General features: G+C 69.6%; 18 protein-coding genes and 2 pseudogenes. 8 read left to right on the top strand and 12 right to left on the bottom strand.

The window, feature by feature from the left end:
• Positions 1–8 precede the first annotated feature (8 nt).
• The 4 genes from IG99_RS39570 to IG99_RS39555 all read right to left on the bottom strand — a co-directional run bounded on the left by IG99_RS39570 (position 9) and on the right by IG99_RS39555 (position 6742).
• Positions 9–1421, bottom strand: coding sequence for a serine hydrolase domain-containing protein (locus tag IG99_RS39570; RefSeq protein WP_051866512.1), 1413 nt, complete (start codon positions 1419–1421; stop codon positions 9–11).
• A gap of 226 nt (positions 1422–1647) precedes the next feature.
• Positions 1648–2439: an ABC transporter permease gene (locus tag IG99_RS39565; protein WP_037683095.1), complete on the bottom strand. Its 792-nt coding sequence runs from the start codon at positions 2437–2439 to the stop codon at positions 1648–1650.
• Complete coding sequence (locus IG99_RS39560) at positions 2436–3512, bottom strand: ATP-binding cassette domain-containing protein (protein ID WP_037683093.1); 1077 nt, start codon at positions 3510–3512, stop codon at positions 2436–2438. The genes IG99_RS39565 and IG99_RS39560 overlap by 4 nt, the downstream gene beginning before the upstream one ends.
• Positions 3513–3619: 107 nt before the next feature.
• Positions 3620–6742: an ATP-binding protein gene (locus tag IG99_RS39555; protein ID WP_037683090.1), complete on the bottom strand. Its 3123-nt coding sequence runs from the start codon at positions 6740–6742 to the stop codon at positions 3620–3622.
• A gap of 349 nt (positions 6743–7091) precedes the next feature.
• On the opposite strand from IG99_RS39555, the gene IG99_RS39550 reads away from it, so the two are divergent.
• Complete coding sequence (locus IG99_RS39550; protein WP_051866510.1) at positions 7092–8381, top strand: MFS transporter; 1290 nt, start codon at positions 7092–7094, stop codon at positions 8379–8381.
• Between the two features lie 303 nt (positions 8382–8684).
• On the opposite strand, the gene IG99_RS39545 is transcribed toward IG99_RS39550, so the two are convergent.
• From IG99_RS39545 to IG99_RS39535, 3 genes are all read right to left on the bottom strand, one after another.
• Positions 8685–9839: an ARPP-2 domain-containing protein gene (locus IG99_RS39545; protein ID WP_037683089.1), complete on the bottom strand. Its 1155-nt coding sequence runs from the start codon at positions 9837–9839 to the stop codon at positions 8685–8687.
• Positions 9836–11296 carry a cytochrome P450 family protein gene (locus IG99_RS39540; RefSeq protein WP_037683088.1) on the bottom strand — a complete coding sequence of 487 codons (1461 nt, stop codon included), beginning with the start codon at positions 11294–11296 and terminating at the stop codon, positions 9836–9838. The genes IG99_RS39545 and IG99_RS39540 overlap by 4 nt, the downstream gene beginning before the upstream one ends.
• Positions 11297–11731: 435 nt before the next feature.
• Positions 11732–12130 (bottom strand): VOC family protein, encoded by a 399-nt coding sequence (locus tag IG99_RS39535; protein WP_037683087.1) that lies wholly within the window; start codon positions 12128–12130, stop codon positions 11732–11734.
• Between the two features lie 93 nt (positions 12131–12223).
• Here IG99_RS39535 and IG99_RS39530 point away from each other — a divergent pair, with 93 nt between their 5' ends.
• A complete protein-coding gene (locus IG99_RS39530; protein ID WP_037683086.1) occupies positions 12224–13213 on the top strand; it encodes a helix-turn-helix transcriptional regulator in 990 nt (329 codons plus the stop codon).
• Positions 13214–13251: 38 nt separating this feature from the next.
• Here IG99_RS39530 and IG99_RS39525 read toward each other — a convergent pair whose 3' ends face one another.
• The 5 genes and pseudogenes from IG99_RS39525 to IG99_RS39510 form a co-directional block, all read right to left on the bottom strand.
• Positions 13252–14472, bottom strand: coding sequence for a metallophosphoesterase (locus IG99_RS39525; protein ID WP_037683085.1), 1221 nt, complete (start codon positions 14470–14472; stop codon positions 13252–13254).
• Positions 14473–14765: 293 nt separating this feature from the next.
• Positions 14766–15212, bottom strand: a complete 447-nt coding sequence (locus tag IG99_RS39520; protein ID WP_037683082.1) for a VOC family protein — start codon at positions 15210–15212, stop codon at positions 14766–14768.
• Between the two features lie 141 nt (positions 15213–15353).
• On the bottom strand, positions 15354–16232 hold the full coding sequence (locus IG99_RS39515) for a GNAT family N-acetyltransferase (RefSeq protein WP_037683080.1): 879 nt from the start codon (positions 16230–16232) through the stop codon (positions 15354–15356).
• A gap of 504 nt (positions 16233–16736) precedes the next feature.
• A pseudogene (locus IG99_RS46785) lies at positions 16737–16874 on the bottom strand (VOC family protein); the annotation flags it as partial.
• Between the two features lie 89 nt (positions 16875–16963).
• Positions 16964–19666, bottom strand: a complete 2703-nt coding sequence (locus IG99_RS39510; protein ID WP_037683078.1) for a phosphatidylinositol-specific phospholipase C domain-containing protein — start codon at positions 19664–19666, stop codon at positions 16964–16966.
• Between the two features lie 226 nt (positions 19667–19892).
• Here IG99_RS39510 and IG99_RS50970 point away from each other — a divergent pair, with 226 nt between their 5' ends.
• From IG99_RS50970 to IG99_RS51830, 6 genes and pseudogenes are all read left to right on the top strand, one after another.
• Positions 19893–20885, top strand: a complete 993-nt coding sequence (locus IG99_RS50970) for a helix-turn-helix domain-containing protein (protein ID WP_158973336.1) — start codon at positions 19893–19895, stop codon at positions 20883–20885.
• Positions 20867–21544: pseudogene (locus IG99_RS46775) on the top strand (IS630 family transposase); the annotation flags it as partial. The gene IG99_RS50970 and the pseudogene IG99_RS46775, both read left to right, overlap by 19 nt.
• Positions 21545–21921: 377 nt before the next feature.
• Positions 21922–23349, top strand: a complete 1428-nt coding sequence (locus IG99_RS39495; RefSeq protein ID WP_037683076.1) for a DEAD/DEAH box helicase — start codon at positions 21922–21924, stop codon at positions 23347–23349.
• 259 nt (positions 23350–23608) lie between these two features.
• Positions 23609–24136 (top strand): serine/threonine-protein kinase, encoded by a 528-nt coding sequence (locus IG99_RS39490; protein WP_394298075.1) that lies wholly within the window; start codon positions 23609–23611, stop codon positions 24134–24136.
• A gap of 379 nt (positions 24137–24515) precedes the next feature.
• Positions 24516–25004, top strand: coding sequence for a GNAT family N-acetyltransferase (locus tag IG99_RS39485; RefSeq protein ID WP_078948191.1), 489 nt, complete (start codon positions 24516–24518; stop codon positions 25002–25004).
• Between the two features lie 150 nt (positions 25005–25154).
• The gene (locus IG99_RS51830; protein ID WP_107056141.1) at positions 25155–25412 is read left to right on the top strand and encodes an aldehyde dehydrogenase family protein; all 258 of its coding nucleotides are present in this window, start codon (positions 25155–25157) and stop codon (positions 25410–25412) included.
• Positions 25413–25898: the final 486 nt, after the last annotated feature.

The following is a 25898-nucleotide window of genomic DNA, read 5'->3' as shown; positions in this document are numbered from 1 at the left end:
GCCCTGCCTCAGGAGATTTTCGGGGACGCCCGCATGCCGAAGTAGACATAGGGCGTACGATCCGGAAGCGTCCCGAAGACCAGTGGCAGCCACGGCGCGCTCACCGGACCGATCCCCGGCATGGCGAGCACCGAGTCGGACACCGGCACCAGATCCGACTCGATGGGCGGCGAGTACTGCGCCACCCCGCCGGTCAGCTCCAGCCGCACCCTCGGCTCACCGTCACGCTCACTGATCGTGATGCGTACGCCCTCCCGCTCGTACGTGCCCGCGAGCGCGCCCACATCGACCGTCCGGGGTTCCTCGGGAGGCGCGAACGCGTCGGGCAGCCGCACCCCGGCCAGCTCCCCGAGCAGCTCCTGGAACAGGTCGACGAAGAAGCTCGTCGCACTGCCTCCGTTGGTCAGCAGAGCGGCGACGACGCCGCTCCGGGGCACCACCCGCAGATACGAGAACTGCCCCACCACGGCCCCGTCGTGACCGTAACCGGTGACACCGTCCCAGTCGTACAGCGCCCACCCGTGCCCCCACCCGTTCGCCATGAACGACCACGGGTCCCGGCAGTCGGCCACCCGCTCACGCATGGTCGCCGCGGACCGGGCCGACAGCACGCGCGTTCCGTCCGGCGCGAGTCCGCCCTCCAAGTGCATCCGCGCGAAGCGCACCACGTCTCCGGCGGTGACCAGGACCCGCCCGTACGGGCCGGCCGACCGGGGCAGCATGTCCCACACCGGCGCGGGCTCCGGTTCGTCCTCCAGCTCGCCGACATGGCTCATCGCCACCCGGAACCGCAGCGCCTCCTCCGGAAGGGTCATCGAATGCTCCAGCCCCAGCGGTGTCAGCAGCCGGTCGCGCAGTGCGTCGTCCCAGGTCTGCCCTGTGATCACCTCCACGATGCGGCCGAGGATGGCGTAACCGGTGCTGCAGTAGGACACGATGGTCCCCGGCGGACAGTCCTGGCCCACCTCGGCGCACGCTTCGACATAGCGGGCCAGGCAGTCGTCGCCGCGGCCGGTGTCATGCGTGAACTCCCCGCCGATCCCGCTGGTGTGGCTGAGCAGCTGCCCGACCGTCACGGTCTTGGTGACCTTGTCATCGGCGACCGAGAAGTCCGGCAGTACGTCCACCACCCGGGTGTCGAGCCGCAGCCGGCCCGAGTCGACCAGCTGCATCACCAGCGTCGCCGTGTACACCTTGGCGATCGAACCGGACTGGAACACCGAGTCCGCGGTCACCCGCACCCCGGTGTCCCGGTGCAGTACGCCGCTGACCAGCTCGTGGATCTCACCGTCCACCAGCACCGCGAGTGCCGCCCCCGGCACGTGGTACCGGGAACGCAACACATCGAGGCGGTCCTGCCAGTGAGCACGGTCGAACACATGGTGCCCTTTCCCCTGGTCGTCGATCGTCGCGGTGGACACAGCGTCGGTCTCCCTTCGTGAGGATTGCCGAAACGACGTTGGAACGTGTGCGCGTAAGAGGCGGCCGGGTTCTGCCGGTGTCGTCCGGGCACGGCGAAAGGCCTGCGGCCGCAGGGCAGGCGAGGCGGAGGGTGGTGAGGCACGGGGGGGGCGATCAAAGGATCGCCCCGGGGCGGAGTACTCCGCCCCGGGGCGGGACGGGCTGCGGGGGATTCAGCCCGTGCTCTTACCGCGATTCGCGGGTGAACAGTGATTTCGACCAGAAGTAGCCGAGGACGGCCAGACCCAGGCACCAGGCCAGAGTGAGCCACCCGTTGTGCCCGATCTCGCTGCCGAGCAGCAGGCCGCGCAGGGTCTCGATGGCCGGCGTGAACGGCTGGTACTCGGCGATCGGACGAAACCAGCCCGGCATAGCGTCGACCGGGACAAAGGCGCTGGAGATGAACGGCAGGATGACCAGCGGCACCGCGTTGTTGCCCGCCGCCTCGCCGTTCGGGCTGGCCATCCCCACCGCGATCGCCATCCAGGTGAACGCCAGGGCGACCAGGATGAGCAGCACGAACGCCGCCACCCACTCCAGGACCGTGGCGTCCGCCGACCGGAACCCGATGGCCACGGCGACGGCACCGACCAGGGTCACGCTGATCATCGACCGCAGCACACTGCCCGCCACATGCCCGATGAGGACCGAACCGCGATGGATCGCCATCGTGCGGAACCGGGCCATGATGCCCTCGGTCATGTCGTCCGCGACGGACACCGACGTGCCCACCAGCGTGGTGCCGATGGTCATCATCAGGATGCCCGGGGCGATGTAGGCGATGTACTCGGAGCGGTCGGCACCTCCGCCGCCGATGCCCGCGCTCATCACATCGCCGAAGACGTACACGAACAACAGCAGCATGATCAGCGGCGTCAGCACGACGTTCAGGGTGAGCGCCGGGTAGCGCCGCGCGTGGAGGAGATTGCGGCGCACCATCGTCGTCGAGTCGCGTACCGCCAGGGACAGGGAGCTCATCGGACGGTCTCCTTCCGGGGCTGGGCCAGACCGCCCGTCAGGGCGAAGAACACGTCGTCGAGGTCGGGGGTGTGCACGGTCAGCTCGTCCGCCTCGATCCCGACCGCGTCCAGCCAGTCGAGGATGGAACGCAGCTCGCGCTGGCTGCCGTCACTGGGGATCTTGAGCGCCAGTGCCTCGTCGTCCCTGGTCACCTCCCGCAGGGCGAAGCCGGAAGAGTCCAGCCAGTCGAGGATGGAACGCAGCTCGCGCCGGCTGCCGTCGCCGTGCCCCTGCCTCTCCAGTGCCGCGTCGTCGGTGGTGGCCTCACTCAGTGCCAGGAGCGCCGACTGGTAGGCGGCGGGGGCGGCGAACCGCAGCCGCACATGCCCGCCCGGGATGAGCCGCTTCAGCTCGTCGGCGGTTCCCTCAGCGGCGATCTTGCCGTCGCTCAGGACCGCGATGCGGTCGGCGAGCTCGTCGGCCTCCTCCAGGTACTGGGTGGTGAGGAAGACGGTGACGCCACCGGAGACCAGTTCACGGATGATCTGCCACGTGTTGTGGCGGCTCCGCGGATCGAGCCCGGTGGTCGGCTCGTCGAGGAAGATGATCCTCGGATTGCCGACGAGCGTCATCGCGATGTCGAGACGGCGCTTCATACCTCCGGAGTAGGTGGACGCGGGCTTCTTCGCCGCCTCCGTCAAATGGAAACGCTCCAGCAGCTCCGCGACGGTACGCCGGCCCTCGCCGCGGGACAGATGGTGCAGGTCCGCCATGAGGAGCATGTTCTCCTCGCCGGTGATCAGACCGTCGACGGCGGAGAACTGTCCGGTGACGCCGATCGAGGCCCGCACGGCCTGCGGCTCGGTGGCCAGGTCATGACCGCCGACGTACAGCTCCTCGGCCTCGCCTCCGATGAGAGTGGAAAGGATCTTGACGGTGGTCGTCTTCCCGGCGCCGTTGGGGCCGAGCAACGAGAAGATGGTCCCGGCCGGCACCGTCAGGTCGATGCCGTCGAGGATCGTCTTGTCCCCGTAGGCCTTGCGGAGCCCCTTGGCCGCAATGGCTGGTGGTTGCGATGCCGTTGTCGTCATACCGCAGAGGTTGCGGCACTGCGCATTCAGCGTGGTTTCACGCCGCCTACAGGACCCTGAAACCGCTCCTCGACCGGCATCCCCGTCCCGGCCCCCGTCCCTGTTCCTCACCCCGAAACGAGCGCGCGGGCCGCATCCCGCAACTCGTCCCGCCCCAGGGCGGCGTACCGCGACACCGCGTCGGCATACGCCGCCCCGTCGGCCTCCTCGGCGGCCTGCCGGGCACGCGCCGCCGACATCGTCGGCTGGAACTCGCGCAGCACCCGCAACCGTTCGGCCAGCGCGATCATCCGTACGGCGGAGGCGTCGCCGGACGCGAGCCCCGCCATGCCGAGCGCGTGCAGCACCGTCCCGAACACGGGGAGCTCGCTGGGCGTGCGCGACGGGCCGGACAGCAGCGCGTGCAACCGCTGCCGGAGCCGGTCGACCGGCTCCGCGAGCAGTTCGAGACGGCCGGCGTGAGCGTGTGCCGTCACCGCGGCCGAGAGGATCTCCAGCGCCCACGGGTCGAACCAGGGGGCATCGCCGAGCACCGGGCCGGCCGCGGGCATCTGCGCCACGGCACCGCGCCACAAGCCGAGGCCGAGCTCTGTCTGCCCCCGGGCCATCGCGATCTCGGCGCGTCCGGCGAGGTCGGGGACGGCGTCGTTGCGCGGGGTGCTGTCGCCCTCCGCCTGCCGCAGCCAGTACTCGGCCTCGTCGGGGTCGCCGCGCTGCAGGCAGGCCAGGACCAGGCCCCGCCGGATGCCGATGGCGTCGTGCTCGTCGTCCAGTCGCGGCAGCGCCTCGAGCGCCGCTTTGAGATGGTCGTAGGCGGCCTCGCCCTGCTCCGTCTGCAGACACATGTCGCTCAGCCGCGCATGGCACATGACCTGCAAGGACGGGTTGGCGACCGACGCCAGCGCGGTGATCATCCGGTCCGCCGAGGCGAGCGCGCGGTCGATGTCGTGCTCGTACTCCCAGACATGACTTGCCACGCACTCGGCGATGCCGACGACCAGCGGCTGCTCGCTGTCGCACAGCCTCTGCAGCACCTCGTAGCGGGGCGGCTGCATCTCCGGGATCGCGCTCAGCACGACCGCGGTTGCGCGCAGCAGTGTGTCCGGCGGAGCCGGAGGAAGCCGCCGCAGCGTGACGAGCTGACGTCCCGCGGTCACATGTGGGCGATAGCCCATGAAGAGGCTCGCCGTACACAACACCGTGGCGACGCGGGTGACTTCGACGTACTCGGGCGCGGGGTGGTAGCGCGACAGCGGCGGACCGGTGTCGGCGGCCAGTGCGGCCAGGCGCGGATAGTTGGAATCGGTGAACCACAAGGCGGCCAGGACGGCGGTGAGAGCCGCGGTGGTGGGACCGTCGTCCCGGGCCAGCGCGTGCCGTAACGCGAGCACCAGGTTGTCCTGCTCGGCCCTGACCTCCTCCCAGGCCGCCAGCGGCTCCGCCCCGAAGAGCACGTCGTGATTCGCGACCCCGAAGTCCCGCGCCCAGACCAGGAACCGGCTCACGGCCTCGTCCTCCTCACCCGCCTCGGCACGGCGCGCAGCGCTGAACTCCCGCACGGTCTCCAGCATCCGGCACCGCACACCCACCGGGGTGTCCACGACGGTCAGCAGCGACTGACCGGCCAACTGCTCCAGCAGGAACAGCGCGTCCTGGCCCAGCACCTGCTCCGCCGCCCCGCCGGAGAAGCCGCCCGGGAAGACGGACAGGGTGCGCAGCGCCGCCCTGGCGTCCTCCGACAGCAGGTTCCAGCTCCATTCCACGACCGCGTGCAGCGTGCGATGGCGTTCGGGCACGTCCCGCGCGCCGCCGCGCAGCAGTGCGAACCGGTCGCCGAGGCGGCGGGCGATCTCCGGCACCGACATCACCCGCACCCGTGCCGCGGCCAGTTCCACGGCGAGTGGCAGCCCGTCGAGATGGCGGCACAGCTCCGCCACGGCGTCCGGCGGCAGCCTGACGCCGGGCCGGGCGGCGCGGGCCCGCTGGGTGAACAGCTCGACCGACGTGTCGAGACCGAGCTCCGGCAACGCGTACACGGCCTCCGATGTCAGGCCCAGCGGGGCCCGGCTGGTGGCGAGCACCCGCAGATCCTTGGAGGCCGACAGCAGGGCCTGTACGAGGTCGGCGGCGCCCTGGATGACGTGCTCGCAGTTGTCCAGCGCCAGCAGAGTGGGCCCCGAGCCGAGCACACCGAGGATGCCCGACACGGGATCGGCCGCAGCGTGACCGCTCACGGCGCCGTGCCGCCCCTCGCCCGCGCCGAGTGCGGAGGCCACCTCCGCGGCCACGTCCTCGTCCGCTGTGACGCCGACGAGCGGCACGAAGTGCACCACACGCTGCTCGGCCCGGCGGCTGACGGCGTGTGCGAGCCGGGTCTTTCCGAGGCCCCCGGAGCCGACCACGGTGACGGCGCGAAAGGAGCGCAGCAGGTGCTCCACCGCCGCGATGTCCTCGTCCCGGCCGAGGAGCGGGTTCGGCTCGTGCGGCACGCCGTGCCTGACCACCGGGGCCTCACCGCGCAGCAGCTCCTGCTGGACGGCCTTGAGCGCGGCGCCCGGGTCGGTGCCGAGTTCGTCGCGCAGCTCACGGCGGTAGGCCTCGTATCGGGTCAGCGCGGCGGACGGGCCCGCCGTCGCCGCTTCGCCGCGCAGCAGTTCGGCGAGCACTTCCTCGTCGCGCGGATGCGCCGAGGCGGCCTCGGCCAGCGGCCCGGACGCCTCCGCGTGCCGGCCCAGCCGGGCGAGCGCGAGCGCATGCCCGCGTACCAGCGCGCTGCGGACCGGAGCGCGTGTGCCGCGCAGCGCGGCTACGGCGTCGTCGGTGTCGCTGGGCCCGTCGGGGGTGCCGTCCCACAACGCCAGCCCGGCCTCGGCGGCGGCGAGCGAACCCGCGTGGTCGCCGGCCCTGGCCCGGTCCGCGCTCGCGGAGGCGTGCAGCAGCAGGGCGGAGCTGTCGACCTGATGCTCGGCCAGGGTGAGCCGGTATCCGGTCGGCGTGCTCGCGACGACGTCGGCGCCCAGCAGCGCCCGCGCCCGGGACACGAGGACTTGCACAGCTTTTCCCGGCCGATCCGGCAGCTCGTTCGGCCACAGGCCTTCCACGAGCCGCTCGATGCTGCAGCCGGTGGGCAAGTCGCCCGCGAGCAGCGCCAACAGGCTGCGCAGCCGATGGGAGGTGACCTCCTTGCCGCGATAGGCGACACGCGGCAGCAGAGTCAGATCGGTGCTCATCCTCGCAGATTAGCCAAGGTGTCAGCTGCCCGAACCGCCACGATCGGCCGAACTGCGTGCCCCGGTCGTGCTGCGGACCTCCGGCGGGCTTGTCGATGGTGCCCCTGTCAATACAGCGGGTTTGGGCCAAGACGCCGGCACGGTCTGGACCGGCGATCAAGATGACCCGTAGCGTCACAGAACACGGGCGTCTCAGCCGTCACATTGCCCTCGGGCCTGAGGCTTGGCGAGATCTAGAAGCCCACACGAGGTGGCAGGCCCTGTCGGAGCGCATGATCTTTCGCTCCGGTGATGGCTCGCCCCATTGACTCGAGCGGGACGGAGGTTCCGTGAAAGGTGACGCGGTTCTGTGAAGCCTTCTGGACGTTCCCGCTGGGCGATCGGAGGGCTGCTCGCCGGTGGAATATTCGTCAACTTCGTCGACCGTATTGCATTGTCGGTGGCGAGTTCACCGATTGCCGCTGAATTCGATCTCGATCTTCAGCAGCTCGGTATCGTGCTTGCGGCTTTCACGTGGTCGTACTGCCTGGCGCAGTTGCCGGCGGGTGCGCTCGTGGACATCTTCGGCGTCTCATGGCTCACCCGTATCGCCACCGCTCTGTGGACCGTCGCCAGTATCCTGACCGCGCTGGCCGGTGGACTCGGCTCGGTCATAGCGGCACGTCTGCTGCTCGGTGTGGCGGAAGGTCCGTCCATGGTAGGGGCTTCCAAGGCGACTGCGGCCTGGTTCCCGCTCGGTGAGCGCGGGATGGCGACGGCATTGTTCGACGGAGCGACGAAGCTTGCCCACATGGTGGCGTTCCCGGTTCTGGCCTTTGTGATGAGCGAGTGGGGCTGGCGAGCCGGGTTCCTGTTCTGCGCGATGCTCAGCCTGCTGTTCTCCATACTGTGGTGGTGCTGCTATCGAGACCCTTCCGAACACCCCCTGCTGGCCGACGCCGAGCGGGATTTCATCCTCAACGGCGGGGGGCGCGACACCGACCGCGCACGGATGAGAGACATCCGCTCCGCGCTGTCTGTCGGCAGGAACTGGATCATGTCGTTCGCCTTTGCCTGTTACGGCTACTCGATCAATGTGGTGGTCACTTGGATGCCCGAGTTCTTTCAGCGGGAGTACGGCCTTCGACTGCTGGATTCCGGCCTCCATTCGATGATCCCGTGGGGTGTGGCGACAGTTGCCGAACTCCTCGTCGGAGGCTGGCTGGTGGACAGGCTGGTGTCTCGAGGCCGTGATCCGATACTGGTCCGCAAGGCCGTGCTGACGGTGGGGCTGGTGTGCGGCGCCAGCATCGGCGCCGCGGGGACCGCCGAGTCTGCTTCCGCTGCGGTGGCCTGGATGTGCCTCTCCCTGTCCGGCCTGGCCATCGCCGCGCCCGTCGCTTGGAGCCTTCCCGGCCTGCTGGCTGCACCTGGAACGGTAGGCGCGGTCAGCGGGCTGATGAACTTCGCCAATACGGCGGCCAGCGGATGCGGCGTCGTGTTCACCGGATGGCTGGCGCAGACCACCGGATCATTTCATGCGCCCTTCCTCTTCGCGGTTGTCGTCCTGGCGGTGGGGGTGTTGCTCTACCGGTGTCTCCTACGCGCCACGCCGTCATCGCGATCTGCCTCCCGTAGCGCACTTGTCCACCGCTCCTGACCTTCGGTGGTCCGCGGCTGATCTCGACCGGGTGGTCCTCGAGCAGCCACGTGGCGTCGACGACCAGGCCCTTCACCGGGCCATGGGCTCCTGTGACCCGAACCCTGCCCCCCAGCAGACGGAAGGGCCGCCCCAAAGAGATGATGACGAGCCGCAAGCAACTGGCCAGAGACGCCTGACAGGCAGGCTGGGTCGGACCGCGATTCGGAGCGTCGAAGACGCGGAGCAGACTGCCGTCGGCCGGCTACCGGCCGGGGCCACGGGTACCCGCCACGGATCGTCAACCGCAGGCGGCGCGCTCACTCACCGTTGATCCCGGGTTCGTTCCTGCTTGCGGTATGCGTCCAGGACATCCTGGCGGAGCAGGAAGCCGAAGCCCGCGGACTCCAGCCGCAGGCCCAGTTGAGCCTCATCGATACCCAAGTCAACTGCGGTGTCCGCCAGATGCCAGCTCTTGGCTGCCAGTCGGCTGAGAAGGTGGCCGCGACGGACCTGGTTCTCCGACAGCCGAAACGTCTTGAGGTAGGCGATCCTGCCCCTGTCGTCGGTGATGGCCTCACCGATGTGGTTCTCCTGCTTGGGACGGAACGTCGGCAGGAAGCGGGAGAGAGTGAAGCGTTCCATCCGGTGAACCGTCTGCCAGGTGTACGTGTGCTCCAGCAGTCCAGTGGCCATGGTCGTGTCGTGGAAATGCGTCCAGGTGCGTTCCTGGTCGGCAACTGCCGTGCGCAGGTGGGCCAGGGAGCGGATCTGTGCGTCAGGGATGCGCGCCCGGAACTCCCGCACCGGCGGCATGAGCGTGGCGTAGTGGTGGATCAGTTCGCCGTACAGGTCCTGCAGGAGGGTCGGGTGGAGCGCGCGGTAGTCGTCGGGATGCGGGACCGCGAACACGGCCGCGAGTGCGTCGGCTACGTAGAGCATCACGCCGCACTGGTTGGGGTGGATCTCGAAGATGCGCAGTGCGTCGCCGAGTCCGTGTACTTCGGTGCCCACGTACGCTTCTTCGACGCGAGGGGAGAGCCCTTGGCGGATCGCACGCTGCGACCACTCCTCCCAGGCGATCGAGGGACCGCCGAAGTGCAGTGCCAGGTAGCCTTCCAGCGCCAGGTGCATGGGCAGGAACCGCAGCCGGTTCTTGGCCTGGCGACGGGCCATTCTGTGGTGGAAACGCAGGCCCATCGTGGCAGCGGGAGCCGCATTGCCGTCGGCGGACATCTGGGTGCCGTAGGCCGCTGCCGGCGTACTGTCATTGGTCCACGTGGCGACGAATCCGTGCGGGATGTAGGAGACGTAGGCATGGCGTGGGCCGACCTGGACCAGACCTGCCACATCGCCGTAGAGCTCCGGGCGTAGACGGAGATCGTCGACAGGTTCGTCACGTACGAGCGGCACCAGACGGACGGCGCCCCAGACCTGGGAGGGGCGAGATTCCAGTCCGGTCAGGTCCAGCGTGGTCATCGCGCCTGCTCGTGGTTGTGGCCGCTCAGCATGCGGGCCGCACGGGTGTCCATGTAAGTGCTCAGTTCGGCCAGACCGGTCCGGCCTTCCGTGAACTGGGCGAGTTCCACCAGCGGGGGAAGGTCCTCGGCGTCACGGATGCCCGCGGTGGGCACCGTCGCGGTCAGTCGGCGCACGTCGAAGTCGGCCGCGTCGTAGACGGGGTTGACGTGCACGATGCTGGTGCGACGCTCGGGGTCGAGCCGGGTCCGCCAGATGCGCAGCACTTCGGCCGCCAGGCCGGGGGGTGCGTTGTCCCATCCGTCGGAGACGATCACCAGCCTGGACGGGGTGGTGTCCAGCGCGTCGAGGATCCGCCGCCCCAGCGGCGTCGGCCCGTACGGGTAGGTCAGCAGAGCGTCGGTCCGCCCCGATGTCCACAACCCGGTGTAGTCGCCGGCAAGGGCTGCGAGCAGGTAGTGGCAGGCAAGGGCCACGGCCAGCGGTCGACGACGCTTGTGAGCTGAGCCGAAGGCGGAGAAGCTGTCGTCCAGGACGGCGGTGACCTTGCCCCAGCTCGCCCTGTGTGAGCCGGCCGCCCGACCTGCGGCCGATTCCAGGGCGTGGGTCAGCTCATGGCGTCGGCGCAGGCGGTCTTCGACCGGCAACGACAGCACATAGGCGGCCAGTCTGGTCAGGGGCATTCGGGTCAGGTCCGCTTGTACATCTGTGGCCCCGCGCTGGTGCGCGGACTCCTGCAGCCGCAGGGTTTCCAGGCGGGTCATGCGTGGAGCTATGCGCTGCAGGAAGACGTCCCGGGGGATGCCGTGCTTGGCGGCGAAACCCTCGGCAGCCGTGAAGGGCAGCTCGTACAGCGCAGCCTTCTCGTAGTGCGCGCGGCGCCATGTCTCCAGGAGGGGTGTCGCATAGCGCTTGCGGGTCAGCGGCGCGAAGACGAACGGTCCCAGTTCTTCGGCGGAGGGGGCCAGGTGTGCGTGGCCGGGGGCCAGGTGTGCGTGGCGAAGCGCCCGCTTGAGCCCGCTGCGGTACTTCACGGCATCGAATGCCAGGTCCGGGCGGGCGGACAGCCAGTCACGCATGATCGCGCGGGTGCGGCGGTTGTTCACCCTGGCCCGGCGCAGTGCGTCGAACAGCCGGTACACGCGTTGCGGCGGCAGCATCGCCAGACGGGCCGCGATCAGACGGCCCTCGCTGCGACGCTGGCCGGCGGTGGCCTCATTGGTGGTCTCCAGCAGACGCCGGACGATGAGCACCGCGTTGTAGTCGTTGATGTCGAGGGCAAGGACTCCGGCGTAGAGGTCACGGTAGTTACCCAGCATGTACGCATGGAGAAAGTCCAAGGACAGTCGTTGCTCGCCCGCGTCGCTGTGGAACTCACGCTGGCCGGTGGAGGTGATCGCCGCGTTGACGAAGAGCAGCACATCGTCAGCCGCGATGAGGTCCCCGTACGAATCCATCCGAATCTTCCTCATGGGTGCGATGCCGGCCGGGGAATGGGGGCACGAGCTGCGAATCATTGCTTCATAGGCAGGTTCCGGAAGTCGCACCGGAGTCCCGCGGCCGGCCACAGGACCGTAACAGAGCGGGAGAGAAGGCCTCTACTGACTTCCGTCACTGCCAGGCCCCTCGCTCAGCGCCCGGTCGATCGGCCCGCCTCCAGCACCCGGACCGGCTGCGGACCGCGTCGACCGCTCCGTGGCCGGAGAGGGTGAGCCGGGCGTCGGTTCCTGCTCCTGGGGCAGCCATGCGTCGGCGCACGGGGATGAGGTAGCGGTGTGGCCGGTCGACCACAATCTCGTCGGCTTCGGGGAAGCGGGCCCGGGTGGCGAAGACGGGGCGGGTCGCACACACCCTGGGATCTCAGGGCTCCCGCGTGAGCGGCTGTGCGTGCGTCAGCGTGCGAACTTTTCGATGGCCGCCGGGGTGACGGGGGTGAAGAAGTTGACGAGGTTGCCGTCGGGGTCACGGAACAGCAGCGACCGGTTGCCCCAGGGCATCGTGGTGGGCTCGTTGACGAAGTCGGTGACGAAGCCGGTCAGGTTCTGGTGAACGCGGTCCACGTCGTCGACGAGGAACTCGGTGATCACGCTGTGGTTGTCCGCCGGGCGGGCGGAGCCCGGGGCGAACAGCGGGACGGTGCGGGTGCTGCCGATCGCGAGGGTGGCGCCCGCGGTCTTGAGTTCGGCGAAGTCTTCGTTGGCCCACGTCGCCCGCGCCCCTGTGGCTCGCTCGTAGAAGTCGACAAGGCGCGCTACGTCGCCGGTGATGATGCGGATCGAGACGAAGTTCATGGGAATCTCCTTGGCTGTGCTGGAGGCGTACACGTCGCAGGCTAGGAGAAATAGTGGACAGAATCGGTCCTCTATTTGCGTTAGGCTGCGAACATGCCTCGACCCACCGGCCGCGTGCTGACACTCCTGGAACTGCTGCAGTCGGGCGGCACCCGGACGGTGGCCGAACTCGCCGACCGGCTCGGCGTCGAAGGACGCACCGTGCGCCGGTACGTGGACCATCTGATCGACCTCGACGTGCCCGTGGAATCGGTGCGCGGCCGCTACGGCGGGTACCGGCTCGCTCCCGGGTACCGCTTGCCTCCGCTCATGCTCAGCGACGACGAGGCGCTGGCCGTGCTGCTCGGCCTGGTCGCCGGCCGCCGGGCGGGGCTGACGACGACGGAGCACACTGCGAGCGAGACGGCATCGGCGAAGATCCGGCGGGTACTGCCCAAGCACATCGCCCGCCGGCTCGACACACTCCTGGAAGCTCTCGCCTTCACGGACCATCCCGGCGAGTTCGACACCCCGGAGGCCGGGGTCCTGCTCACCATCGCCGACGCGGTGCGCCATCGCCGGCCGGTCTCGATCCGCTACACCGACCGCGAGGGACGGCGCAGCGAACGCACGCTGCACGCGTACGGGATCGTCGCCCATGCGGGCCGGTGGTACGTCACGGGCAAGGACGCCCGGGTCGGCGAGGACCGGACCTTCCGGCTCGATCGCGTCGCAGACGCGCGGACCCTGCCGGGCTCATTCGAAGCGCCCGTGGGGCCGGGTCCGGCACAGCGCGTGTTGTCAGGGTTCGCCACGGCCGAGTACCGGCATGAGGTGACCTTGCGGATCCACGGGACAGTTGAGCAGATCCGCGCCCACCTTCCGGCCGGCGTCGCGAGCCTGGAGGAGCACGAGCGTGCGGCGGGCGAGGACCTGGCGACCGAGCGCTGGCTGCGCGTCGAGCTGCGGGCGGAGCGGCTCGACTGGTTGCCTCTGGTACTCGCCTCACTCGACCGGCCGTTCGTCATCGAGCGCCCTGATGAACTGCGCGACCTCGTCATCGCGCTCGCCGATCGCCTCACGTCCCATGCCCGCCGAGCCTGACAGCGAGGAACCAATGTCATGAGATGGCACACCTGGCGCTACGGCGAGGTGGGCAAGTGGGGGGAGCGGAGCACGAGCAGGGTGATCTCGCTGGGGGCGAAGACGCGGAACGGCGGGCCCCAGAAGCCGGTGCCGCGGCTGGTGTAGAGGAGGGTGCGGGTGCCGTGGTGGCTGAGGCCGGCGAGGGCGGGCTGGTCGATGCGGACCAGGTGGTGGAAGGGCCAGATCTGGCCGCCGTGGGTGTGGCCGGAAAGTTGGAGGTCGATGCCGGCGGCTGCCGCCCGGTCGACGAACTTGGGCTGGTGTGCCAGGAGCAGGACGGGCAAGTCAGGGTCGGCGCCGTTCAGGGCTCCGGCGAGGTGGGCGCGGTGGCCTGCCAGGCCGGAGGACTCGGCGGTGACGTCGTCCACGCCGGCGACCACGAGGGTGTCGCCTCCGTGTTCGAGCAACAGGTGGCGGTTGCGGAGCGGCTCCCAGCCCAGCTCGTCCATCAGGTCGACCCAGCCCTGGGCCTCGCTGTAGTACTCGTGGTTGCCGGTGACGTACACACGGGCCCGGGTGGCCCGCACGGTACCGAGTGGGGCGGCCTGGGCGCGGCGGCGTTCGGCCGTGCCGTCCGCGATGTCGCCGGTGTGGCAGACCAGGTCGGCTTCCAGGGTGTTCACCGTCTCGCACATCCGTGCCGACCAGCGCGCGCGATCGAGCGGGCCGTAGTGGGTGTCGGTGATGAGGACGACGCGGACGCCGTCCAAGCCGGCACCCAGTCGCGGGAGTTGCACGTCGAGTTGGCGCACGCGCGGCACGCGGCGGGCCTCGGCGTAGCCCCAGGCGAGCAGTACGGCGGTTACGCCGAGGACGGCCCAGGTGACGATTCGGGCCCGTTCCTGGCTCTCGCCGACGCCGGCCGCGGTCAGGGCGAGCCGCAGGAGGACGCCGAGCAGAACGGACCAGGCGAACAGAATCCAGCTGGTCCCAAGCAGGGTGTCGCCGACGATCGCCACCCGATCCTGCTGGCGCCGGCCGTGCCCGCGCATCATCGCCAGCGGCATACCGACGAGGCCGAGGACGAACAGAAAGGTGCCGACCAGCGTGACGGGCAGCGGCCAGTGCTGGCCGGTGTACAGGAGCACCCAGCAGGGCACGGCCCACAGCAGGACGGGGGCGATCAGGGGGATGTAGCGCATCAGGCGGCGCAGTCGGCTCTTCCGCGGCGCTTGCGCTTCACTCTCGGCATGCCGGGTGTTGCTGGTGTCGGTCACGCTTGCCCTCCCTGCCCAGGCTGCCTTCTCGCGCACTGTATCCGGTCGCCTTGGGCCGGCCGGACCGGCGTTCATGGGCGCGGCCCCTTAGCTTGTCGTTTGAAGTACCGGTCCGAAACGCGACTCGAACTCGGACGCTCACCTGGGCGTTCGCCGGACATGCGGGTGGCCCCGGCTTGATCCTGTGCTCCGACCAAGGACGCACGCGATCAGACCGGGGCCATGGAGATGAGTGTGTTGCAACAGCCGGATGGCGAGACGTCCGAACACCAGCGCCCCCGAGGCCCCTGCTGTCAGTTCTCGTCGATCACAGGCATCGGGCCTCCATCGCTATGCCAATGCTGAAGGAAGCTCGCTTGCCGTGTCACATCCACCAGCTCGACGCGGCCGCCGATACTGTCCAAGCGGTGGTAGGCGAAGGGCCGGCCATAGGGGCAGCCTGAGAAGTCGGCGGCGAAACCGTCATCCTCCAGCCGCTGAGAACCCCGCTGCACAGAGCTTGTCCAGTAGCCCAGATGGTCGAACCGAGCCCCTTGCGACGCATCCCAAGGACTCCCGGCAGGCCCCTCGATCAGCTCTATGAACGGCGGTCCGCCGCGGGTGAAGGCGATGCGATAATCCCAGTCGCCAAGGCGATCGTCTGCAGGCGCGCTCCAGTCGGCCCCCACGGACGTCCCGAGATCCTCCATAGCCTTTTCGATGTCCGGCACGACGAAGCACACATGGTAAAAGGCAGTCATCAACTCATGATCGCGTAGATACCGAAACCGTGTCTGCTGGTTTCATGGCCGCCGGGAGTTGAACGACAAGCTTAGGGCGTGTATCGAAAGCGCGGACAGGCCGGGCGGGGTGATGCCCCGGTCCGGCCCGTCCGCTCCCTGCTACAGGTCGAGCTGATGCTGGTGTGTCGTGTGCGTGGGTGTGTAGCCGAGACGGTCGTTGATCTGTCTCATGTGCGTGTTGCTGTCGGCGGTGTCGGTCAGGAGGCCACCGAGGTCCGGATAGTCCCTATGGGCCTGTCGGATCGACTCGGCCTTCATATATCGGCCGAGGCCGTGTCCACGGTGCTCGGGCAGCACACCGGTGCCGTAGTGCTGGCCGTCACCTGCGCCGTTGCCGGGGATGACGAGTTCGGTGAACCCGGCGATCGAGCCGTTGGAGGCGTCGATGGCGACGACGGTGTGCAGGTGGTCGCCGCGCTGTGCGACGGCCTTCGCCGCGGCCCGCACGCGGTCCACGTCCCAGGTCACGGTGCCGTAGTCGGTGTCGTCCATGGGCATGTCGTCCATGGCGCGGCGTGAGGTGGCGAACGACTGGGCGAGGTCGTCGGGGACGGTTCCCTGCCATGACATCAGCCGGTAGCCAGGATGCGGACGCTCGATGATCTCGGCGAGGACGGCGGTATCCAGGTCAGCCAGTGGCAAGCGGGTGAATCTCAAGGTGAGGACCTTCCGGAAACCGCGCGCTGCCAGGAAGTGGTCGCCGGGCGATCCGGCTTCTGCCTGCGCGACAACGCAGCGTCGGGCGTTGTCCCGGGCGGTGGCCACGGCGGTGTTGAGGAGCCGGGAGCCAACGCCCTTGCGGCGCTCCGCGGGATGAACACGGAGGTCGAGCTCGGCCAGGTGCTCTTGTCCGCCATCGAACAGGCGCAGAAAGGCCGTCCCGGCAGGGATGGAATCCGCGTCCGACGCCAACCAGGCAAGACGCCGGCCGTGCGGCCCGTGGGCGGGGTCGGTCAGTGGGGTGATGCGAAGGGACAAGGTGTCTCCGTCGTGAGGAGGTGGCAAAGGTCAGTACGCGAGCTCAACTCCTGGGCACTCCTGCGCATGTGCTCCACACCTCCTCGTCGACAGCGCCGGCCTGCACCAATGCAGGCGGCTGGGTGAACCTAGCTGGCCGGTTGACTCCTGGGCAACGGGTTAACGAAAAGGCGGTGCGCGTGTGAGGTCACAGCCACTCGTTGATGGCCACGACGAGGACGGTCGCCTCATAGCGGACCGCGAGTTTGATGCCCCTATGGATGTCAACGAGCGGGCATTGGTGCTGCGGATCGATTTCTGGGTGTGAGGAGGGCCTGGTGTATCTCGCGGGCGACGTAGCGTTGTCTGGCAAGGATCGGAGGCGAAGTCGGCGGATTCCCCCGTCACCCTGTGACCGCGCGCCGTCGGGAACGGCTGTGGATCCTGCTGGTGCGGGATGCTGGCCGACCGCTGTCAAGGGGACAGCTACGGTCGTGCCTCTGCGCGATGCGGGAGGAGGCGCCGCCCGGCGTTGTGGTCGGCGAAGCCGCGCCGCACCTCTCCCCGGTCCTCCAGCTCCATGCCGAGTTCCTCGAAGATCGCGGCGGCGGCGTCCATGTCCTCGACGACGATGCCGACATGGTCCATCCGCCTGGTCGCCACGCTGTGCTCTCCTCGATGCTTGTGGCCGAGCGTCCCACCCGGAACGTATCCCCGAACGGAGCGCTCGGCACAGACAGCTCACCCGGTCGCTAGCCCGGGACCACCGTGTCGCTCATGCTCGGCTTCCCCTCACCCGACGCGTTCCAGGCGCAGACCAGGATCACGTACTCGTGACCCGCTGTGACCCCCGTGATCCTGGCGGAGCGGGCGGAGGCTGGGTAGCCGATGATCCGGGAGTGGTTCATCGGGGTGCTCTTGTCGTACACCCACACCGCGTACCGGACGATCGAGCCGCTGTGGGAGTCGGTCGGCGCCGACCAGCGCACGTCGATCGAGCCCGCGCCGGCCGTCGCGGTGAGCCCCGGCGGCCGCCCCGCCGTCGTCGGCGCCGCCTTGCCCCGGACCGCCGAGGACCACGAGGAACGGTTGGCCGCACCGTCACCGGCGACCGCCCGGACGCGCACCTCGTAGGTGTGGCCGTCGTAGGGCTGGTCGGTGAACTGCCAGGACATGTCGTAGCGCGGGGCGCTCACGCCGGGCACCACGTCCTGCCAGTCCGCTTTCGAGTCGGTGGTGACGTCACGCCACTGAACGTCGTAGGTGTGGGCGCCGAAGACCTTGTTCCAAGTGGCGGTGACGCCCTGCTGGGTGCCGTCGAACTTCATGCCGGACGGCGTGGCGAGCGACCGGCCGGGTGCGCTGTCCGGTACGTCGGGCGCGGCGGTGCCGATGCCGAACTCCTTGTGCAGCACGGTGCCGAACGCCTGGGCGATGCGGTACTCACCGAGGGCGTTGGGGTGCAGCCCGTCGTAGGTGGTGGCGCAGGTCGTCGCCTTCGGGTCGCAGCCCATCGCCTTGTTCAGGTCGGCCAGCTCCACCGGCGAGGCGCCGGTGCTCCAGCCGGGGGCCGCCTTGGCGAGGGCCGCGTTGTAGTCGCTGATGCGCTGGGGGAGGTTGGGGTTCGCGTCGCCCAGGGTGGTCCGCTGGGGGACGTTGGCCAGGACGATCCGCACGTCCGGGTTGACCGCCCGCGCGTTGTCCACGAACTTCTTCATGGTGCCGACCAGATCGGCGCCCGCCCCGTACCAGCCGATGTCGTTGAAGCCCAGCTCGACCAGGAGCAGGTCGGGTGTCCGGCCCTTGGCCTTCAGCTCCTGCATCACCGGCTTGATGGTCGGCACGGTCCGGGTCAGTGAACGGCCCCAGAGGGCGTAGTGAGCCGAGCTGCCGGCGGAGAACCCGGCATTCACGTCCCCGGCGTACTCGCCCTGGACGCGCGGGTCGCCCGGACCTGGCTCCGTGGGCTCGCCGTCGCCGCTCTCGCCCAGTACCGGCGGCCGCGGCGGCTGCGCGTCGGCCTGCTGCACGGTGCCCCGGTACGGTCCGACGAAGGTGACCGGCCACTTCTTGCTCCTGGCCCAGTCCCACAGCCGGTAGCGCCAGGTGTGGTCGCCCTCGTACCCGTGGCTGATGGAATCACCGACCACCATGACGTCGCGGATGGCGGTGTGCGTCACGGAGTTGCGGGCGATGATCGCGTCGATCAGCTTGCCGCCGGGGAAGTCCATCATCATGACGCCCATACGGTCCAGGTCGGACCGCCCGCCGAACCGGTCGTCGCGTCCGGCGTAGAACTCCGGGCACCGGTCCTTCTCGGCGCGCAGACACTGGATGAGGAAGTTGTTCACACCGGTCGCCGTCGGGGTGCCGCCCGCCACCGTGTAGGGGTGGACGCCGGCCCCGGAGCCGCTGGTGTAGTTCAGATACAGCGCGTCCTGCTCGTACTCGTGGTCCTTCTCACCGGGGCGGCTGCCGTCCCAGGTGCCGTTGGTCCGGCGCAGGTGCGCGCGGACCTTCTCCCACTTGTCGTCGATGTCGCTGATGGTGGACAGCTCGAAGTCGTCCTGCACGTACTCCTCGTTGGAGCCGCCGGACGGGTAGGGCTGCTCGAGGCCGTAGCCGCCGAAGATGCCGCCGCCGGTGTTCCGGTAGCCGAGGAGCACGACCTTGCCGCGTACCTCGCCGAGCGTCGGGACGCGGCTCGACTGGCTCTTTCCGGTGACCGAGGGGCCCCAGAACAGGTTGCGCCAGGCGGTCGACGGGGTGCTCTTGTCACCGTCCCCGGTGTACGAGCGGCCGTCCAGGTAGGAGTCGAAGATCTTCTTGCGCCACTCGTCGGTCCCGAACCCGTCGGCGTCCTTGCAGGAGAAGGTGGAGCCGGTGCACTCCGCCTTAAGGTTCATCAGGACGGTTTCGCCAGGGTGGTCGCTCAGGAAGTCGTAGGTGGCCTTCAGTACGTCGGTGAAGTTGGCGTACTGATAGGTGGCGCCGTGATGGACGGTGAACTTCAGCCCCTCGTCCCCCTTGTCGACCCGGACCCGGATGTCGAGCGCCCGGATGCCGGCGTCGAACTGGGTGGTCAGGGTCTTCGCGCTGAAGCCGTGGTTCTCCTGCGTCTGGGTGATGCTGGTGACGATGCCCGAGCACTGGCCCGTGTCCGGGTCCGGTGTGTCCCCGCAGAGCGCGAGGCTGTCATGGGTGCCGGGCACCGAGAGCCAGGCGAGGTTGGTCCCGTCCGGGACGCGTGACATCCAGTCGACGTTGGCCGCGGAGGCTTCGGTGATGCTGCTGTAGTAGTCGTTCGCCCGGGCGGGGGTGGCGGAGAGGAAGACGCCGGAGACGGACAGCAGCAGGGCGAGGAGCACACCGAGCACGGTGCTTCTCGCCACCATCGCCGGCCGGCGCATCAGGAATCTTCGGGACGAGCGGGTCTGGCGTATGACGGTGATCATTTCCATCCTGGGGCGGATCGGTCGGTCGACTGGAGGGCCGCGCGTGCGCGCGCGAGTCGTCCGGCGAGATGTGTGATGATCCTCTTGTCGGGCTCGCCGGTTGGTGATCGCAGCCTGCCCGGGACGTCCGTTCCGGGCCAGCCCGGACGGCCGTCCCGGGACGCTGGGACGTTCCGCATCCCCTGACCAGGCGGGATGCGGCCGCAGGGGACACAGGGTGGGACGTATGGGTGGGGTGGGGACGGTGAGGGACGCCGATGCGTCGGCGGGGCTGGGCGAGATGCTGCGCTCGCTGAAGGAGCGCGCGGGCCTCAGCTACGGCGCTCTCGCGGGCCGGCTGCACCTGAGTACCTCGACGTTGCACCGCTATTGCACCGGTGACTCGGTGCCGGCCGAGTTCGCCCCGGTCGAACGCTTCGGCCGGATCTGCCGGGCGGACCCCGAGGAGCTGCTGGAGCTGCACCGGCGATGGGCGGTGGCGGACGAGGCGCGGCGCGGGAGGGGGGCGAGCCCGTCGGAGGGTGCGGAGGTGCCGGTGCCCGCGCCGGTACCGGTCGTCCAGAGTCCGCCGACTGTCGCGGAGCCGATGCCGCGAGCCCGCCAACTCGTCTCGCGGTACGTCCTGCTGGGGGCCGCAGTGGTCGCCCTCAGCACCTCCGGAGCGCTGGCCATCGACCGGTTCCGCGCCGAGTCGGTACCGGACCTGACGGTCCCGGCCATCACGGTGCCCGACCCGTCGACCGAGGAGGTCGGGGCGGCCGAGGGGAACGTCCCCCTTTCGGCGGCCGTCGTCCCGTCCGACGACGACTGCCCCCGGACGGACGGCACTCGGACCCGTCCCACGACGTTCCGCCTGAAGGTGCGAAGCACGGCAGAGGGCCCCGTGACCATGACCGCCATGGACGTCCGGGTACTGTCCGCCGAAGCCCCGCCCGCCGAAGTCACCTACGCGGACTGTCAAGACACAGACGCACCGCACCCGTTCGCCGTGGACCTGGACGCCCCCGAGCCCGCCGTGAGCCCGAGCCGCGGCTTCCCGTACGAGGCGTCCGCCGGGACCCCCCTGGTCCTGGACGTCACCGCCCACACGTCGAAGAGCGAGGTGCGCTGGTACCTGGAACTGAGATGGACCCAGGGCCCCCGCTCGGGCACGCTACGGATCGACGACGGCGGTCACCCGTTCCGCACCGGAGCGGTGAAACGGGTGCTACTCGGTTGATGCGCCGGCTCGGCTTCAGCCCGCAGGTGCCCCCGCGGCGGGTGGCCGAGCGGGACGAGCAGGCCGTGAAGGTGTGGAGGGAGGCGACCTGGGCGGAGGTAAAAGAGCCCGGGCGGCCTGCGGGGGCTACATCTGCTTCGAGGACGAGGCGGGTTTCGCCCGATGACCGCCCAGGGCCCCGCACCTGGGGCCGGCGCGGCATCACGCCGGTCGTGACCGTCAGCGGACGGCGCTCGGGACGCCTGTCGGTGGCCGGGCTGGTCGCGATGCGGCCCGGCTCGCGGACCCGCCTGTGCCGCCGGTTGATCTCTCACCCGGCGGGCAAGGGCAAGCGCCGCAGCATGAGCGAGCGCGACTTTATCGAGCTGATCGACGGCGCCCACCAGCTCGTCAAGGCGCCGATCGTCCTGGTGTGGGACCGGCTGAACACCCACGTCTCCTCCAGGATGCGGCAGTTGATCGACCAGCGGGAGTGGTTGACGGTGTTCCTGCTGCCTGCCTACTCGCCCGACCTGAACCCGGTCGAGTGGGTGTGGGCGCACGTCAAACGCAGCCTGGCCAACCTCGCCGTCATGGCCCTCGACCGCCTGCAGGCGCTCCTCCGCAACCGACTCAAACGCCTCCAGTACCGGCCAGGCGTCCTTGACGGCTTCATTTGATCTTTCCGGGGTTCGACTGGTTCGGTTGGCGCGGCCAACTGAAGTGCTTCGCACGCGCCTGCCCGGGGGCTTGCCGCTGTGTTCAGCCCTGCTCGGGCTCCACCGGGAGTCACAGTTCGGCCTGATCGGCCGCTGACCTGGGGGAATCAGCGAATTAGCCGGAGGAGTTCCTGGGGCACCACATGGCTCCGCGCAGGCGGGTCCGGCTGTCGTTCCTCGGCTGAGCGGCGCGGCACGGGAGGCCCGGACCGTGTGCCCCGTGCTAGCGTTGCGCTTTTGCTGTGTCGCTGTGTCGGAGCTCCGTTGGGTGTCTCTGGTCGGCGGCCGCGTCCCTGCCGCGCCTTCCTCGGTACGGTCCCTTCGGAGGAAGGCTCTCTATGAGCGAATCAACACGTGCCGATGCCCGGCAGCAGGGCGATGTGTCCGAGGCGTCGGGCGCCACTTCGGCAGTGCCCACGGCGGCGTCCTTCGCCCAGCTGGAGTTGCCGGCCGAGGTTTTGCGGGCGCTCGATGAGCAGGGTGTGACCGTGCCCTCCCCTATCCAGGCGGCGGCGCTGCCGAGCGCGCTCGCGGGACGGGACGTGCTGGGCCGGGGCCGCACAGGATCCGGCAAGACGCTCGCCTTCGGCCTGGGGATGCTCGCCCGGACGGCCGGGCAGCGCGCGCAGCCGAAAGAGCCGCTGGCGCTCGTTCTGGTGCCCACGAGGGAGCTGGCGCAGCAGGTCGGTGAGGCGCTCACCCCGTACGTCGAGGCGCTGCGGCTGCGGCTTGCGACCGTGGTGGGCGGCGCGTCCATCGGACGGCAGGCCGCCGTGCTGCGGGACGGCGCCGAGATCGTCGTCGCCACGCCCGGTCGGCTGCACGACCTCATCGAGCGCAAGGGCTGCCGACTGGGACGGGTGCGCATCGCCGTCCTGGACGAGGCCGACCAGATGTGTGACATGGGGTTCCTGCCGCAGGTCACCGGGATCCTGGACCAGGTGCGTCCCGACGGGCAGCGGATGCTGTTCTCCGCCACCCTCGACGGCGACGTCGACCAGCTGGTGCAGCGCTACCTGCGCGACCCCGCCGTCCATTCGGTGGACCCTTCGTCCAGCGCCGTCTCCGCGATCGAGCACCACGTCTTCGTCGTGCACGGCCCGGACCGGTACGCCGTGACCACGGAGATCGCCGCTCGGGACGGCCGCGTCCTACTGTTCCTGGACACCAAGCACGGCGTCGACCAGCTCACGCGGCATCTGCGGGCCAGCGGCGTGGCCGCCGCCGCCCTGCACAGCGGGAAGTCCCAGCCGCAGCGAACCCGGACCCTGGCCCAGTTCAAGAACGGCCAGATCACCGCGCTGGTAGCGACGAACGTCGCCGCACGCGGCCTGCACGTCGACGACCTCGACCTCGTGGTCAACGTCGACCCGGCCAACGACCCGAAGGACTATCTGCACCGCGCGGGCCGCACGGCTCGGGCCGGCCGCTCCGGCACCGTCGTGACACTCGTCCTGACGGGACAGCGCCGCGAGACGAGCCAGGTCATGGCGGACGCCGACGTCGCCCCCAAGGTCACCAAAGTGCGGTCCGGCGAGGCGGAGCTAAGCCGGATCACCGGCGCCAAGGCCCCCTCCGGAAAGCCGCTCGACGGCGGGTCGGCCGTACCGCGCTCCAAGAACCACAACGTCCCGTTCGGCGGCCTGGGCAGCACCAAGGACGCGAAGAGCGGTTCCGGTGGCAGGCCGTCGCCGTCCCGCAAGAGCAGCGAGGCCCGCAAGCTCGCGGAGGCCCGCAAGGCGGCCCGAGTGCGGCGCGGCGGCTGAGACCTGCTTCCCGGACTGCTGGGCGGTTTCTTCGTCTACGTGCTGGACGGATACGCGGGACCGGAGATCGGCCGGGGTGTACCGGACGGCTTCACGTACGGGTGACCGTGCGCAGGGAGAGGCGTGCAGGCGATGGAGAACGGCGCGGAACTGCCACGGCGGATCGGTGTCTACACCGTCGAGCGAGAACTGGGCGCGGGCGGCATGGGAACGATCTACCTCGCCCGGTCACGGGCGCGGTCGGGCCGTCGCGGTCAAGGTGACCCGCTCCGAACTGGCGGCCGACCCGCACTTCCGTGAACGGTTCCCCGCAGAGGTCGAGGCCGCCCGCAGAGTCGGCGGTTTCCACACGGCTCCGGTCGTGGACGCCGATCCCGGCGCGGAGGCGCCCTGGCTGGCCCCCGCGTACATCCCCGGGCCCACGCTCGCCGAGCTGATCGAGCGCCAAGGCCCCATGTATGACGAGCAGTTGAGGTCTCTCGGGACAGCGCTGGCCGAGGCGCTCCAAGCCGTCCACGCCTGCGGGCTCGTACACCGGGATCTGAAGCCGGGCAACATCATCATGGCCGACGACGGCCCACGCGTCCTCGAATTCGGCATCGCGCGGGCCCTGGAGTCCAGCCGGCTGACCGCCACCGGGGCGGCCCTCGGCACTTCCGGATACCTCGCGCCGGAGCAGGCGCAAGGCGACGAGATCGGCGGTGCCGCCGATGTGTTCGCACTCGGGGCCGTATTCGTCGCGGCGGCCGGAGGCAGCGCGTTCGGCACCGCACGCCCATGGGGCTGAGGTACCGGTCGCTGCACGAGCCTGCGGATCTCTCCGCGCTGCCTGGGGAGTTGCGGTCGCTGGTCGCCGCTGCCTCTCCAAGGATCCGGTCGGCCGTCCCACGCCCGAGGAGCTCGTGGGCTCGCTCGGGCCGGACCCGAACCCGAGCCCGGACCCGAACGACACACTCGCTCTCGCGCCCCATGACCGGCCGCGCGTCGCACGGCCGGTCCCGGTCGAGCCTCCCGCCGACCGTGGCCGCGTCGGCGAACCTCTCCGGCGCGCGCCCCGGCCGAACCGTCGCGCGCGCCCCGCAGGACCATCCTGCTGATCGTGGCCGCGGGGCCCGAGCAGCCGACCCGCCGTGCGAAGGCGCTCCCCGGTGCGAAATACTCTCCCGATGAGTTCACGCCCTTTTCCGATCAGCCAGCAGATCACGATACGAAGGGCCGTCGCTCGGGATGCCAAACGGCTCACGCGGCTCGTGCGTGACTCAGGCGCCTACGAGGGTAAGTACGCAGCCGCAGTCGCGGGCTACCGGGTCGGTCCTGATTACATCGAGGCCCACCGCGCCTTTGTGGCCGTCGGCGCTGACGAGCATGGAGGCCGGGTCCTCGGGTTCTACTCGCTCATCCTCGCGCCACCGGAGCTCGACCTGCTGTTCGTCGCCGACGAAGTGCAAGGACGGGGTATTGGACGGCTGCTCGTGGCGCACATGCAGTCCGAGGCCCGTGCCGCCGGGCTCGACCGCCTCAAGGTCGTGTCGCATCTTCCCGCCGAGGACTTCTACCACCGCGTTGGTGCGGTGCGGACCGGGACCGTGTTCGCGAATCCGCCCGCCGTGCCGTGGGACCGTCCCGAATTCGAGTTTCGCATTCCTTCGGAATGACGCGGTGTGCCGGTTGGCGGGGCACCGGCTTCGTCAGCATGGTGGCCGGCATGCAGGAGCCGCTGGACGCTACTTCCTTGCCTCCGGCTCTCCCAGAGCGTTGAGCTCGTCCATCAGCCTCTCCCGCTCAGGTGGCCGAAAACCCGCAACATGCGCATCGCGACCGAGGAAAACTTCGGCCCGGTGGTCACAGTCGCCGCGTTCTCCTCAGAGAACGAGGCCGTCGAGATCGCCAACGGATCGACTACGGACTGCTGGCCGGGGTCTGCGCACCTACCCGAAGATGATCCGCATCCCCACGGGCCTCGCCGCTGTCCCGCAGTGGCGCGCAGTCACCGACATCTACGGTCCCTGAGCTTGGAGGTCGGCGCGAGGCCGCGTGCACTCCGCGAATTCTCGACGTCGTGATGGCTCGATCGCTGGAGGGCTTGAATCCCTTATGGCGGCCGCAGAAGTGGTGCGGGCGGTAAGCGAGCCTGCGCCTGGAGTGGGTGGGGCGGATCCCCGCCGCACCCACTCGGCTGTCACAGCCGATTCTTTCCTGAGCAGGAGGCACAGGCCGCTCGGCCGTGACGCTCGTTGAGGCTCTGTGCGCCCGCACGCTGCGCGGCAAGCCGAGAAAGTGGTGCTGACCTGGCCTTTTCCACGGCTCGCGCAGGCCGACACCTTCCGATGATCATCATGTGGAGTGCGTTGCCACCCCGGCCTGCTGGGGTGGCTGCCGATCCCCGTGCCCGGCGTCGATGCCGGCGAGGCCGCGGCCAAGAACCGGGATCGTGCTGCCGGGCTGTGGTTTCAGGCGTCGATGATGACGGGGATGATGAGGGGCTTGCGGCGGTGGGTGCGGAACGCCCAGTTCGCCACGGCGCGGGCGACGAGTTGTTCGAGTTGGCG

It is taken from the genome of Streptomyces griseus subsp. griseus (assembly GCF_000720255.1).
Classification (GTDB): Bacteria; Actinomycetota; Actinomycetes; order Streptomycetales; family Streptomycetaceae; genus Streptomyces; species Streptomyces griseus_I.
Note: the sequence above shows the minus strand (reverse complement) of the source record. Positions and strands in the feature narration are given on the sequence as shown.

Bases quoted from the DNA above. Each gene is read 5' to 3' on its own strand.
- IG99_RS39530 (WP_037683086.1), top strand. From the start codon at position 12,224: ATGCCTCGACCCACCGGCCGCGTGCTGACACTCCTGGAACTGCTGCAG.
- IG99_RS39520 (WP_037683082.1), bottom strand. From the start codon at position 15,212: ATGACTGCCTTTTACCATGTGTGCTTCGTCGTGCCGGACATCGAAAAG.
- IG99_RS39560 (WP_037683093.1), bottom strand. From the start codon at position 3,512: ATGACGACAACGGCATCGCAACCACCAGCCATTGCGGCCAAGGGGCTC.
- IG99_RS39495 (WP_037683076.1), top strand. From the start codon at position 21,922: ATGAGCGAATCAACACGTGCCGATGCCCGGCAGCAGGGCGATGTGTCC.
- IG99_RS39555 (WP_037683090.1), bottom strand. From the start codon at position 6,742: ATGAGCACCGATCTGACTCTGCTGCCGCGTGTCGCCTATCGCGGCAAG.
- IG99_RS39485 (WP_078948191.1), top strand. From the start codon at position 24,516: ATGAGTTCACGCCCTTTTCCGATCAGCCAGCAGATCACGATACGAAGG.
- IG99_RS39565 (WP_037683095.1), bottom strand. From the start codon at position 2,439: ATGAGCTCCCTGTCCCTGGCGGTACGCGACTCGACGACGATGGTGCGC.
- IG99_RS50970 (WP_158973336.1), top strand. From the start codon at position 19,893: ATGGGTGGGGTGGGGACGGTGAGGGACGCCGATGCGTCGGCGGGGCTG.
- IG99_RS39535 (WP_037683087.1), bottom strand. From the start codon at position 12,130: ATGAACTTCGTCTCGATCCGCATCATCACCGGCGACGTAGCGCGCCTT.
- IG99_RS39510 (WP_037683078.1), bottom strand. From the start codon at position 19,666: ATGATCACCGTCATACGCCAGACCCGCTCGTCCCGAAGATTCCTGATG.
- IG99_RS39540 (WP_037683088.1), bottom strand. From the start codon at position 11,296: ATGGATTCGTACGGGGACCTCATCGCGGCTGACGATGTGCTGCTCTTC.
- IG99_RS51830 (WP_107056141.1), top strand. From the start codon at position 25,155: ATGCGCATCGCGACCGAGGAAAACTTCGGCCCGGTGGTCACAGTCGCC.
- IG99_RS39545 (WP_037683089.1), bottom strand. From the start codon at position 9,839: ATGACCACGCTGGACCTGACCGGACTGGAATCTCGCCCCTCCCAGGTC.